This is a genomic window from Portibacter marinus (assembly GCF_021533195.1).
Classification (GTDB): Bacteria; Bacteroidota; Bacteroidia; order Chitinophagales; family Saprospiraceae; genus Portibacter; species Portibacter marinus.
In genome coordinates, this window is the sequence record NZ_JAJNKB010000010.1 from 130,917 (window position 1) to 144,192 (window position 13,276).

A 13,276-nucleotide genomic window follows, 5' to 3' on the forward strand; every position below is an offset into this window, starting at 1 on the left:
ATTAAAAAATGGATGGCTCTAAGACATATTCTTCTGAAAATAATGCACAATCTTTACTGGAGCAGTGGAGAAAAAAGAGGTCTGTAAAAAATTTTAATGAAAATGGAGATCTATCCAAAAAGGGTAAGATTACTGCTGGAATGCAAAATATTTGGATATTACAGCAACTTGATTTACAAAATCCTTTTTATCAGCATACGGAGGTGTATAAATTTAGCAATGCCTCACAGATTAATCGTCAAAAATTAATCAATGCCATTATTCAAGCCATTCGGAAGCACGAAATTTTTCGATTCAATTTTGAGCAAGATGGAACAGAAATCAGATATAAGCTCAATGACCGCATAGAATCATTTAATGTTGTAGACCTAGGTAATGCTGGAGATGAATTTAATGCCTATGATATAGCAAAACAATTTGGTAGAAAGCCATTTTTGCTTGACAGTGATTTATTGATAAGAGCAGGTTTTATTAATTTGGAACAAGATCAACTTTGGTTATTGATTTCAATGCATCATATCATTGGGGATCGTGATTCACTTGATATACTATTCAGTGATATTTTGAAAGAATACAAAACTGATGATCATTTACAATTAAAAACAGACCAGTCATTCAGAGATTATTTAACACAAGAGATCTCTGACAAACCAGACGTTGATAGCGAGTTTTGGAAAGAACATTTTAAAAATATTCCTCCTGTTTTAGATTTAGATTTTAGTAATAATAGGGATAGCTCACCAAGCTTTACCGGCAAAACAATAAAAGCAAATATTGGAAAACTATCTTCTGAAAAAATTGCCTTTATTGCTCAAAATTTTCAAACGACCACCTATGTGGTGCTTTTGTCTTTGTTCAAATATCTTCTGAGCATATATTCAGGTGAATCTCATGTTTCAATTGGAGTACCTTATTCACAAAGGCTAGAAAAAGGTTTTAAAGATACTGTTGGATACTTTAATAAAACATTGGTCATTGATACCATATTGAACTCAAAACTTACTTTGTCTGACCTCATTCTTAAAGTCAAAGAAAATGTGTTATCTGTTTTTGCACATTCTAACTATGATTATGCCGATTTACTTGCTTTACTAAACCCTCCAAGAGTTCCCGGTGTGAACCCTTTGTTTCAAGTGATGTATGTGCATAATAAAAAATCTAATATAGATCAGCATGGCTTACCGTTCAATGTTGAACAAGAAACTCTGGATTTAGGCATTTCGAAGCTGGATATGACCCTTTTTTCTTACGAGAAAGAAGATGGGATCTCCCTTAGATTGGAATATGATTCTAATCTTTTTGATCAATGGCATATGGAACGTCTATTCGATCACTTCAATCAATTAATTACTAAAATAAATCTAGATTCACCTAACGTCTTAAATGAATTGGAGATTATTGGCGAGATTGAAAAGGAGAGGATCGCTAATTGGAACAATACTCAAGCTCCCCTACCTGAATTTAAAAACATCAGTGCCGCTTTTCAGTTCACAGTTCAAGCTAACAAAGATAAAATTGCAGTAGTAGATACTGCAGAAAAAATTACTTACGATCATTTAGACAAGAAATCTAGTTTGCTGGCAAAAAAAATACTATCCAGCACCAAAAAAGGCTCCATCATTGGCGTTCTGCAAGGCAGAAATATTGACTTTGTCATTTCTATTTTAGGTGTATTGAAGTCAGGGTGTATATATCTTCCATTAGATCCTGAGTACCCTGAAGACCGACTTAAGTTTATGATTGAAGACTCTAAAACTAGTTTAATTATTAGTGATAGAGCACCAACATATATAAAAACACCCGTTATTTCCGTAGATGCTGAACCACTTAAAAATAAGTTGCCTACTGATTTACCAGAAGTGGTACAAACTAATACGGCCTATATTATCTATACCTCAGGAAGTACAGGAAACCCTAAAGGCGTACAAGTAAGTCATGAGAACCTTCTGGCTTCAACATTCGCAAGACCTCATTTCTACCCACAAGACCCTTTCTCCTTTTTACTTCTCTCGCCATTTTCTTTCGACAGTTCTGCTGCTGGAATCTTTTGGACGCTTTTAACGGGAGGTAAATTGGTGCTGGCCAGGAAAAAGCTGGAACAAGAACCAGAAGCACTTGGCAATACCATTGAGAAAGAAGCTGTAACACATACTTTACTTTTGCCCTCTTTGTATGAGGTTCTTCTAGAAACTATTGATAATCATAAACTAAGGTCTCTTAATACAGTAATTGTAGCAGGTGAATCTTGTTCCTATAACCTTGTAGAAAAACACTTTGATCACTTAAAGAATTGTGATTTATACAATGAGTACGGCCCCACTGAAGCCACCGTATGGACCATCGCCACACAGTTGAAACTCAACAACCATCATGAGGTACCCATTGGTCAACCTATTGCGAATACCCAGATACATATTCTTAATGAAAACTTCAAAAGAGTGCCCATTGGTGTAAAAGGTCAATTGCTGCTTAGCGGTAAGAATATATCAAAAGGATATCTCAATAATTCCGATCTCACTCATGAAAAATTTGTGAAATTTCAAAACAAAATATGCTATAAAACTGGCGATATTGTTCGCTATAATCTAGATGGCTCTGTTCTATTCTATGGAAGAGAAGATCAGCAAGTAAAGATTAATGGTCACAGAATCGAATTGCAAGAAATCAATATTGAAGTGTCTAATATTGGAATGTCAAAATCTTCTTTTGTTAGTACTTACCAGGATTCAAAAAATAGAAAGCATTTAGTAGCCTATATCGTTCCTAACGATTCATACTCTGAGAACACTCTCATCAATCATCTCAAGGGAAGTTTGCCTCATTATATGATACCAAAAGTATTTATCGAAATTGATCAACTACCCAAATTGCCGAATGGCAAAATAAATACAGAACTCCTCCCATCTCCTAAAAGTGTTGAAACTTCCGTAAATAGGCAGGTTTTACCTCCCCAAAATGAAAGACAAGAAACTCTAACAAGTATTTGGAAAGAAGTGCTCAACTTAGAACATGTGGGAATAGATGATAATTTCTTTTCTCTTGGAGGTGATTCAATTCTTAGTATTCTGATGGCATCAAAGGCTAAAAGTGATGGTCTTGATATCAAACCAAATGATATATTTAAGTATCAGACGATTCGAGAACTAGATGTCCAGGTTGGAAAGCGAAATATTCAATTTGAAAAAAGTGAGAAGATCGAACAGATCAATAAGATCGAACTCAATAATCTTCAATCTGCATTTTTAATTAATAAATTATCCTCCAAAAATGACGACGGACTACTTTTTTTGGAATTTGATATTGAAGGTAACATTGATGTAAAGGCTTTTGAAAACGCTCTCGCAAAAACAGTTAATAGACATGATGTACTTCGCACTGTGATATATGAAGAAAAAGGTGTCTATTTCCAGGAAATAAAAAGTCATTTTTTATACACGCTGTATCAAGATCGCGTTTCTATCGACGAAAAAGAATTAGATCTTGAGACGTGCGCTAATATGTTTTCATTATTAAAGATCAACGAGGGCAGATTTAAATTAATATGGAAGTGCCATCATATCTTGGTTGATGGGTGGTCATGTGGAGTCATCATCAAAGACCTGTTGAAATTTTATGAAAACGAAGGAGCGTTTTCTCAGATTCAAAATTTTCCTACTTATCTACACTGGATAAAGAATAGAAATTCTGCTAAAGCCAAAAACTTTTGGAGCGCGTATTTCCAAAAAGATACAATCCTAACCCTGTTACAAAATGAAAAGGTAAGCATACCAGAAAAATTTGAAAATGCCGAAACCATCATCCCTGAAGATTTACAAAATAAAATAAAAGCATTTTGCAGAAGGTCAAAAGTAGCTCAAAGCTATTACTTTCAAGTGGTATGGAGTTTGGTACTGAGTGGATTATTTCGTAGCAGACATGTAAGTTACGGCTTGACTGTTTCAGGAAGGAATTTGAGTTTTCCTGGAATTCAAGAAATGGCAGGACTCTTTATGAATATCGTCCCTGAAGTAGTCAATATTCCGGAAAACAAAGAGATCAATACATGGCTTCATGAATTACAATACTTAGCTTATGAAAAACGACGCTATGACCATTGTTCTCTGCCTGAAATCAAAGAATGCTTATCATTTAAACCTAATCAATCACTATTTGATACACTTTATATCTATGGGAATTTTTTAGCTGAAAATACAAAAATAGGTAGCCTTAATATTTTAAACTTTAATGGTGGTTTTTCTTCTTCATATCCTCTGACTATTAGAATAAAACCCTTGGAGAAAACAGAGATCATATGGCGATTTAACTCCAATATTATAAGCAAACAAGCGATAGATTTTATTCAACAAGAGTTTTTTAATTTGGCTGAACTCATCTGTTCAAATCTGTTTCTAAATATATCTGAAATTATTAAAAGATGGAATAATTACCCAATTCACTTTTCCACTTCTAATTTAAAACCGGTTAAAGAAAAGAAGGGAATAGAGCAATTTTCTCTGGTTAATGTAGAAAACCTCATTATTGAGGACTGGACAAATATGCTTAATGTGAAAGTAGATAATGATTCAAATTTATTTATGCTGGGAGGAAGCTCTCTTGACGCCGTCGAAAGTACCTCTAGGATTGCAAATCTTTTGAATGTGACCCTAAACGCTTCTGTAATTCTGAATCACAATACTCCTGAAAAACTAGCAAAATTCATAGTTGAAAGTGGAAATTCGGAAAATGAAAGCGAAATGGTTGTGCCCATGAAATCTGGTAATGGAAGTGAGCCTTTGTTCTGTTTCCATGCAGGAGGTTCTCAAGTGTTTTTCTATAGTGAATTTGCCAGGAAAATAGATTCAAATATACCTGTATACAGTATTCAAACACCTCGATTAAATGAAGAAAACAGTCCAAAATCTATTGAAGATCTAGCCCGGATATATCTCACTGAAATGAGAAAAATCAAACCTAATGGTCCGTATCGAATGATGGGTACATGCTTCAGTAACACCCTTCTCGTCGAAATCAGTCATTTACTTGAAATCCAAGGTGAAGAAAGCAATACTTTATTGGTCGTAGACTCCGCTCCTTCCTTATCTGCTTTGGAAAACCTTGACGAAAAGAAATCAAGGTGGAAAAAGTGGATAAAGCGATTGCAATTTAATAACCTAATTAGGAGATTTGAGAGATTGATTAACCCAAAGTCAGAAGCTGAATTGATATCAGATATTTTCAATACAGAAGAGCAAGATTTGGTAGAGACAATTGAGATATTAAATGAAATGTATCGTCAATATCAGTGGAAAAACATCAATGATGAGGTTCACCTTATCAGGAGCTCTGAATTTGCTAATCAGCCCAGGAAAAAATTTCACTTAGAAGTTTGGTCAAAATTAACAGATAATCAACTACATGTGCATGAAGTTGATGCTCAACATATAAAGATTTTTGAAGAATCTGCAGCAAGGTCGCTGGCCAGAGAAGTCAATCAAATTTTACAGCAATAATACACAGTGATAACCTCTGAGAAAGTCCATATTTGGCAGTTTCTCGTTACAGATGAAACACCTATTGAACGGCTAAAGGGATTTCTCAATCAAAAAGAAAAAATTGATTCTGAAAAGTTCGTTTTAAAAAAAGATAGGGACCTGTCTATTGCTAGTAAATATATGCTTAAGAAGCTACTATCAAACTATCTCAATCAAAGTCTCAGCTCAGTAAAATTATATAGGGATCACAATAATAAGCCTTACTTAAAAGATACTGATTTAAAGTTCAATCTTTCCCATAGCAATAGCGCGATTTTAGTCGCTATAACTTTACAAAATTCGATTGGTGTAGATATCGAAGATTCTTCCAAGATAATTGATGTTTTTTCGATCGTCAACCGGTATTTTTCCAGTTTTGAGATTGAATCGTTAAAAAACACAGACCCAGATCTTCAAGTAAAAGCTTTTTATAATCTATGGACAAGAAAAGAGGCTTTTATAAAAGCTCTAGGAGGTGGTCTCTCTATTCCTTTAGTGAGTTTTGGAATGGAGTCAGCAGAAAAGAATTACCCCCATTTTATACATTTGGATTGGAACGGAGAAAATCAGAATGATTGGACGATTTATTCTTACAAGCCTTTTCCTAAATACCAGGCTTCTTGTGTAGTGAAAAACCAAAAAGCAACTTTCGAAATATTTGATTTTAAAGTTTCATAGTTTTACAACTATAAATGGTCAAGAATCTTTTGCATTTCTTTTTTCCACCCAATATTTTTTTCTGCAAATTTTCTGATTGTCGATACATTTTTTTCAACCATTGCATATTGATCAGAAATTTCTTTCAAGTCGATTGAGGAGTCATCAGGATCAACTTTTATGATAAAATTTTCGTCATCAAATTTAGAATCCTTGCAGCTGTAAAAAAATGGCAAGCCTCTCGCACAGTATTCCCGATGTTTAAGTCCTGAACTATAGTCTAAACCCACTCTATGAATACCCAAATTTCCTATTCCTAAATCAGCTTGATTATAATACGAGTCTAACTCCTGATTATATTTATTTGACATAAATCGAATATAGTCCTCAAAAGGAGAAGCCATAGCTTTCAATCTGTTTTCTTCAGGTCCTTCTCCAATGATGGTTAAAGTAAATTTCTCCCTCATGGCCTCTTCGGCCTCTATAAAACCATTGATCAACCTATCTATTCCCTGTGATTTAGTAAGATGTCCAACAAAAAGTAGATCTATCTTATGGTCCGTATTGATTGTTTTTGGTTTTAATTTTTCAACATCAATTGCATTCTCTATCTGAATACAAGGAATTCCTATGATAGTCTTTCTGTCATCCAAGACTGTAGCTTTATCAATTCGACGAGAGAAATCACTTACTTTCTTGAAACGATAAGATGCAATTTTCTTTTTCAAGCCAGTGTACTCTTCAATAAACGGAAAGGTGGGAAAATCTAAAATAACCTTACTTTCAGGAAAATGTCTGGATAATCTCTCTACCATCATTTCTAGTCCCGAACTCATCGGGCTATAACGAATGTAGTAAACACCATATGTTTTTTTTAGGATTTTGGGAATGTCTCTGAAAAAACAATAAAACAAATTGAATGACTTTGCAGGTTCTGATCCAAAGTTTTTCCTCTTGATCAATTTATCATTCAGACAATATCCTTTTGCAGATATTGCTAAAAAGTCACATTCATGGCCTAAAGCACGAAATGCACTGGCTTGAGACTTTTGTTTGCGGGCTATTCCGAAAGTGCTTTTTTCATCAATATAAATCCTGTAAATGATCAAGATTTTCATAATCTACTATAATCTGTATTGGCTTTGTGAATATAAAGTTAATTGTCAATTATATGTATCTTCATGACAAAGACTACGCTGAAATGAGGTTATCATACATATTTATTTTTCTGGGTTGCTGGATTACCACCCTGGCTCAATCTACTTTAACCAAACAAGATCAACTCGACGCCATAACGACCTTCCGAACCCTTCTTTCCATTCCTAACGATGCGAACTACCCTGATGACATTATGATGAATGTCGTCTGGTGTGAAGAAGTTTTTGATGCTTTAGGTTTCGAAACAACAAGGCTAGAAACCGAAACACTCCCCTTACTACTCGCAGAATATGATTCAAACTCAGCTGGCAAAGAGACCGTTTTAGTTTATTTACAAGTGGATGGCCAACCTGTAGATTCGAATTTCTGGTATCAGGAAAATCCCTATATCGCCGTATTAAAAGCAGAATCGAAAGATGGAGGTTGGAAACAAATTCCCTGGGATACGCTTGAATCGAATTATGATCCGGACTGGAGAATATTTGCACGCTCGGCCTCTGATGCCAAAGGACCGGTCGCTATGTTTCTCAAAGCCATGGAGTTGATAAAAGAAGACGAAGAGACCATTCCTTTTAACCTCAAAGTGATTCTTGATTTTGAAGAAGAGCTGGGCTCACCACGGCTGGCTGGTGCCGTAGATGCCCATAAAAACATACTTAGCGCCGATCATATGGTCATTTTCGATGGCCCGATGCATCCCTCTAATCAGCCGACACTCTCATTCGGAGCACGAGGTATTGTAACCGTTACTCTGAAAGTTTATGGTCCTGACTTTCCTCAACACAGTGGTCACTATGGCAACTATGTCCCGAACCCGGCCCTCAAACTTGCTCAGTTATTGGCCAGTATGAAAGACACACAAGGTCGGGTTTCTATTCCGGGCTGGTATGATGGCATTCAATTAGATGAAGAAACAAAGAAAATCTTAGCTGCTGTTCCCGATGATGAACAAGCATTGCAATTTAAGATGAGTATAGCTCAACCCGATAACATTGGCACAAATTACCAGGAATCCATCCAATATCCCAGCTTGAATATACGGGGAATGCTTGCCGGCTGGGTCGGAAATGAAGTACGCACAATCATTCCTTCGGTAGCAACGGCAGAGATCGATATCAGAACGGTGAAGGAATCTGATCCTGAAAACCTTATTCGCTTGTTGCAAAATCACATCCGGTCACAGGGATACCATCTCGTCACCGATAAGCCGACCAAAAAAGAGAAAATGTCTCACCCTCTCCTTGTACACTTCGATTATGAAATTAACTATCAAGCCTTTAGAACGGAGCTGAATAGCACAACGGGCCAATGGCTTCGCTCTGCTATGAAGAAAAAAAATGGCTCAGAGCCAATCATGAAGAGAACGAGTGGGGGTAGTATTCCGATTTCACCATTTGTTATTACACTTGGTGTGCCAGCAGTAACGGTTCCTACTGTTAACTCTGATAATAATCAACATAGTCCGAATGAGAATCTAAGATTGGGTAATTTTGTGGATGGAATTCAGACCATAAGAACCATTCTCACTCATCCGATTCGCTAACCCCGAAAAATCTCAAATAATGCTGCTTCATTTCAATTCCTCGCATTTCTAAATCATCGAAAGTGGAATTGTGAAAATTGAATGTACCGTAAAGATTGGACAAGTCCGGCAACTTCCAAGATCCTTGACGTTTACTTTCATGAAACCATGAAGTATCCATAAATACAAGTGGTTTTTCAATGACATTCGTCGGCCTTTCCTTTTGAAAATCATACAGTTTATACGAAAAACCTGTTCCGCAACGGAATCCTACATACCTCGTATATCCCAGGGAAGAATCTTCTTTAATGCCGATTTTCTCCAGATTCTGAGGCGTTTCGTCCACTTTAAAGTTTAAGAAGTGTTGCCTGCTTCTGGTTATTTCCTGTCCACATTCTCTTTCTAGCTTTTGCTTTTCCTCACTCATCATCGCACCCTTGTTATAAGATAGGTAAGAGGGATGTATGCCAATGTTATACTGGCGTTCCTCAGCAGTCCTTAATGCTTTTCTAAAAGTTGCGTGGTTAGACTCATAAAAGTTATCTAAGCTGTGGTTTTTTCCCCTTAAAAAGTAGATCGTCTTCTCCATGGACCTTTCGCTCAATAGCCACTCAAAAGTGTCAAATGGGTCTTGTCTGTTTTTCTTCTTATCAAAAAACTGATTCCAAAGTAAGTCGAGATTCTTTAGGGTTCTTCTATGATACAAATGACCTACGGTTTTCCTTAAAATGGACCAGGGGGAAGTGAATTTCTCCACAAAATCTACATCGTGCGTTAAATGAACGGGCGCTTGCAGTCTGGTGTTAATTTTACCTTGACAAAGGGAGGTTATTAAATCTTGAACCAAATGATCTACGATCGGTGTCTTTTCCAGACCATTTCGAACCAGATACAATTGGTCTTCATATGATTTTCGATCGTTTAGAAATAACTGGAAATCCATAAACCGTTCTTCGAACCGTGATACATGGAAAAAGATGCTCTCCAGAACATCAGACTCCTCTAGCTTATTCACATCTTGAAAAATTTGATCAGCTCTAAATATGAAATGTTTGCGCTTATTTTTCTCCTTCGTGTAGGATATAATCCGATCAGTCTCTTGGTTTAAATTCAACACGCATTCCTGTAACTTTGTAAAAGGATGATTGTTGATGAAATCAATGGTGTATAAAAGTCTTGCTTCTGCCATCGCCGGCAGAGGTCGATCTGTATGAATAGAAAAATAGCTCACCATTGAAAAAAATTACTCAAGATCTTCAATAAGGGATGATTGATCTTTGTGATCTGATGATAAGGTACTTGCTCACCTCCGAATCCTCTAAAAAATCTTTCCACACCTGGTAACATCGATCCTTCAAAATCAAAGTCTTTACCTTTTGCAACGGAATCTTTAATGGCATGCCAGATCAAACAACCGACTGCTTCTTGCTGCATGCCTTCTTGATTCTTTGTCGTATATAAAAGATACGCTTTTTGATGATCCTCAATGGTATAAATGGCACCAATGGTTTCACCTCGTTTATTCTTGTAATCCCAAATGCACCCTTGGCCTCTCTCAATGGAATGGGATATCAAACGAAGCATAATATCAGGATTAAAAAATTCCGTGATCTCGTTTTCTTCAAATGTTTGCCTAACCATGTTTAAAAATCCTGTCACATCAGTTGAAGATTCAATCCTCTCTTGATGGTCCTGTTTACACACTACATTTCTAAGTTGTTTTTTCAAATTACCCTTCAATTCCGGCTCTGTCTGTCCTGAAGGTATCACATAGGTATATCTGGTGTTCTGACTATAGCCTTTTTTATGAAATGGGTACCAAGAGGTGGCATCTGGATTGAATTTAAAACTCAGGTAATGGAAATTCGGCAATTGGGCTTCTAAATCACTCAAGGTTTTCAAGTGGCGACTATTGCGCTTATATCGATTAGAAGTTGGACTGCTCTCTAATACTATTGGACCTAAAAACGGTGTGTGAGGTGGCATTCCGATTTTTTTTAAACCATACTTTTTTGATTCATAATACGGCCATACGCCAATCAGTTGATCTTTTTCATGAACTAAGGCCACCTCCCACTGGTCATTGCAAACGATGTCTAGAAACCAGGGCTGTGAAAATACCGGTATATGATCGCTTTGATTGCAAAACGCTTTGTATGCTTCTTTGTGCTTCACTTATTAAACTATGTGTAATTTTACAGCTAGTGCATAATTAGCACTTTTTTTGATAATGAATCATTATAAATGCAAGTAGTACTTTTCATTTCTTATCCTTTCGATCGTCAATCAGATTATCTATGTGTGGGATATTTGGAATGATTCATCATGAAGGTGGCCATAAAGTCAATGAAGTATTTCTGCGAAGTGCTACTCAAAAATTATATCATAGAGGCCCAGACGGTGAAGGTTATTTTGTAGAAAACAATATAGGACTAGGCCATAGAAGATTAAGTATTATTGACTTAAGTGATCGGGGCAAACAACCCATGGAAAAACATGGATTGGTCATTTCCTACAACGGCGAACTGTACAATTATAAAACGCTAAGGTCAGATCTGGAGCAAATGGGATACCGTTTTCATAGTCATTCGGACACCGAGGTCATACTTAGCGCTTATGATCAATGGGGAGAGGATGCAGTACATCGATTTTCAGGAATGTGGGCTTTCATTATTTATGACCGGGTAAAAAAGCATATAACACTGTCGAGGGACCAGTGGGGCATGAAACCTCTATTCATTTTTAATGCGGAAGGATTTACCTGCTTTTCATCTGAAATTAAGGCATTCACAATCTTTAAAGAATGGAATGGTGAACTGAATAAGGATTCAGTTTACGACTACTTGGCCAATGGTTTGATTTACCACAACCGAGACACTATGTTTCAAAGTGTACACTCCATGGAACCTGGTAGTCTGCTTCGCTTGGATTCAAAAGGAAAAGAATTAGAATCTTTCAACTTTCAAATAAATGAAGATCATTTTTTAAATTCTAATTCACCACCCGATCAATTTTCAAATTTATTTTCCCAGTCGGTGAAACGGCATTTCGTAGCAGATGTTCCAGTCGCATGTGCTTTAAGTGGAGGACTAGATAGTTCTGCAATTGTTCAGGAAGCCGCTGAACAAGAATTGCTGTTAGATACCTTTACCTTCACGGTCAATGAAAAAAGTTATTCTGAATCTGAGTATGTCCTGGAGCTCAAGAATAAACTTGAAATTTCCAATCATCAAATCAGACCGTCGTTTCAAGAGCACCTAGAGGCTCACCAGGATGCAATAATGGCCAACGAAGCCCCTGCCTTAAGTATGAATTTGATTTCCAGCTACTTACTTTATCAAACCGTTCATCGCAAAGGTTACAAAGTACTGCTGGCAGGCCAAGGGGCAGATGAACTTCTGTGTGGCTATCATTTCTACTTTGTACCCTACTTAAAATTTTTAAGTAAGAAATCTCCCGTCATGGCGGCCAAAATGCTGCTTTCTTTGGGCATTCATTATCCTTCTAAATTCTCATCTGTAATCAATAAGGAGAAATCGAATCTTGACCTTTTCCTATTTCATCAAAAAAATGAATCGGAAGACAGTGCCGCAAATTTTCAAAACTTTTATCTCAACCAATTGACCTGGGGCCACTTACAACGATTGCTGATTTTCGAAGATCATTTATCTATGGCCAATAGCGTAGAAGCTCGACTCCCTTTTTTAGATCAAACTTTTTCCAGATATTGTATTGGTCTCGATTTCAAGTATAAACTGCATCTTTCAGAAACGAAGTACCTATTACGCAAAGTAATGAAAGGCCGCCTTCCTGATTCTATCACTAACCGAAAAGACAAGATGGGATTTGTGTCTCCTCAGGAGCTATGGATCCAGCAAAATAGAACCTATTTTTTTTCAGAAATCAAAAAATCCATTCAGAAGCATCCAGGATGGATTGACGAAAAAGTGATTTCCTTTTTAGATTCAGGTAAAGCTAAAACTATCCACCAAGATATTTGGCGCTTGTACAGTTTTTTCAAATTTTTAGACCTTGAATTCTAGATGACAGAGCGATTGAAAGAAGTATGCTTGATAGAAACTGAGTCGCACCATGAAGTGATCAGAAATTTAGTGTGCTCTATTCATCAAAATTTTATTGTAACCGTAATCACCAATTCAATCTGTGATCGAGCATTGTCTGTTTACGACTTTATCAATCTTCGCATTTATAATTATGAAAAAGACAAGCCCAAAGTAGAAGCGTACTTGAAAAAGGAGAACTTTTATATCAAAATAACCATCACTCCACCCAAATTGTCTTTTTTCAAATTACACTCTTTTTGGTTTAAAGATTCTCAGTTATTAATTCATAATATGAATTACTGGCTCGCTCCATATCGCAATCTTTATTTCTTAAACCAATTCAACCGCAAATCTGCTCTATCATT

At 36.4% G+C, this 13,276-nt stretch carries 7 protein-coding genes; 4 read left to right on the forward strand and 3 right to left on the reverse strand.

Annotated features, from left to right (window positions below; all coding sequences use genetic code 11):
- Positions 1-8: 8 nt before the first annotated feature.
- Both L2567_RS18485 and L2567_RS18490 read left to right on the forward strand, forming a co-directional pair.
- Positions 9-5,489 (forward strand): non-ribosomal peptide synthetase, encoded by a 5,481-nt coding sequence (locus tag L2567_RS18485; RefSeq protein WP_235299324.1) that lies wholly within the window; start codon positions 9-11, stop codon positions 5,487-5,489.
- Between the two features lie 6 nt (positions 5,490-5,495).
- Positions 5,496-6,188, forward strand: coding sequence for a 4'-phosphopantetheinyl transferase family protein (locus L2567_RS18490; protein WP_235299325.1), 693 nt, complete (start codon positions 5,496-5,498; stop codon positions 6,186-6,188).
- Positions 6,189-6,196: 8 nt separating this feature from the next.
- On the opposite strand, the gene L2567_RS18495 is transcribed toward L2567_RS18490, so the two are convergent.
- The gene (locus L2567_RS18495; RefSeq protein ID WP_235299327.1) at positions 6,197-7,285 is read right to left on the reverse strand and encodes a glycosyltransferase; all 1,089 of its coding nucleotides are present in this window, start codon (positions 7,283-7,285) and stop codon (positions 6,197-6,199) included.
- 53 nt (positions 7,286-7,338) lie between these two features.
- On the opposite strand from L2567_RS18495, the gene L2567_RS18500 reads away from it, so the two are divergent.
- Entirely contained in the window at positions 7,339-8,868 is a 1,530-nt protein-coding gene (locus tag L2567_RS18500; RefSeq protein ID WP_235299328.1) for a M20/M25/M40 family metallo-hydrolase, read from the forward strand.
- Here the strand turns inward: L2567_RS18500 and L2567_RS18505 are convergent.
- Together L2567_RS18505 and L2567_RS18510 are read right to left on the reverse strand one after the other, a co-directional pair.
- Positions 8,849-10,081: a polysaccharide deacetylase family protein gene (locus L2567_RS18505; protein ID WP_235299329.1), complete on the reverse strand. Its 1,233-nt coding sequence runs from the start codon at positions 10,079-10,081 to the stop codon at positions 8,849-8,851. The genes L2567_RS18500 and L2567_RS18505 overlap by 20 nt on opposite strands.
- Positions 10,075-11,022 carry a GNAT family N-acetyltransferase gene (locus L2567_RS18510; RefSeq protein ID WP_235299330.1) on the reverse strand — a complete coding sequence of 316 codons (948 nt, stop codon included), beginning with the start codon at positions 11,020-11,022 and terminating at the stop codon, positions 10,075-10,077. Before L2567_RS18510 ends, L2567_RS18505 begins: the two co-directional genes overlap by 7 nt.
- Positions 11,023-11,144: 122 nt before the next feature.
- On the opposite strand from L2567_RS18510, the gene asnB reads away from it, so the two are divergent.
- The gene (asnB, locus tag L2567_RS18515; protein ID WP_235299331.1) at positions 11,145-12,890 is read left to right on the forward strand and encodes an asparagine synthase (glutamine-hydrolyzing); all 1,746 of its coding nucleotides are present in this window, start codon (positions 11,145-11,147) and stop codon (positions 12,888-12,890) included.
- Positions 12,891-13,276 lie beyond the last annotated feature (386 nt).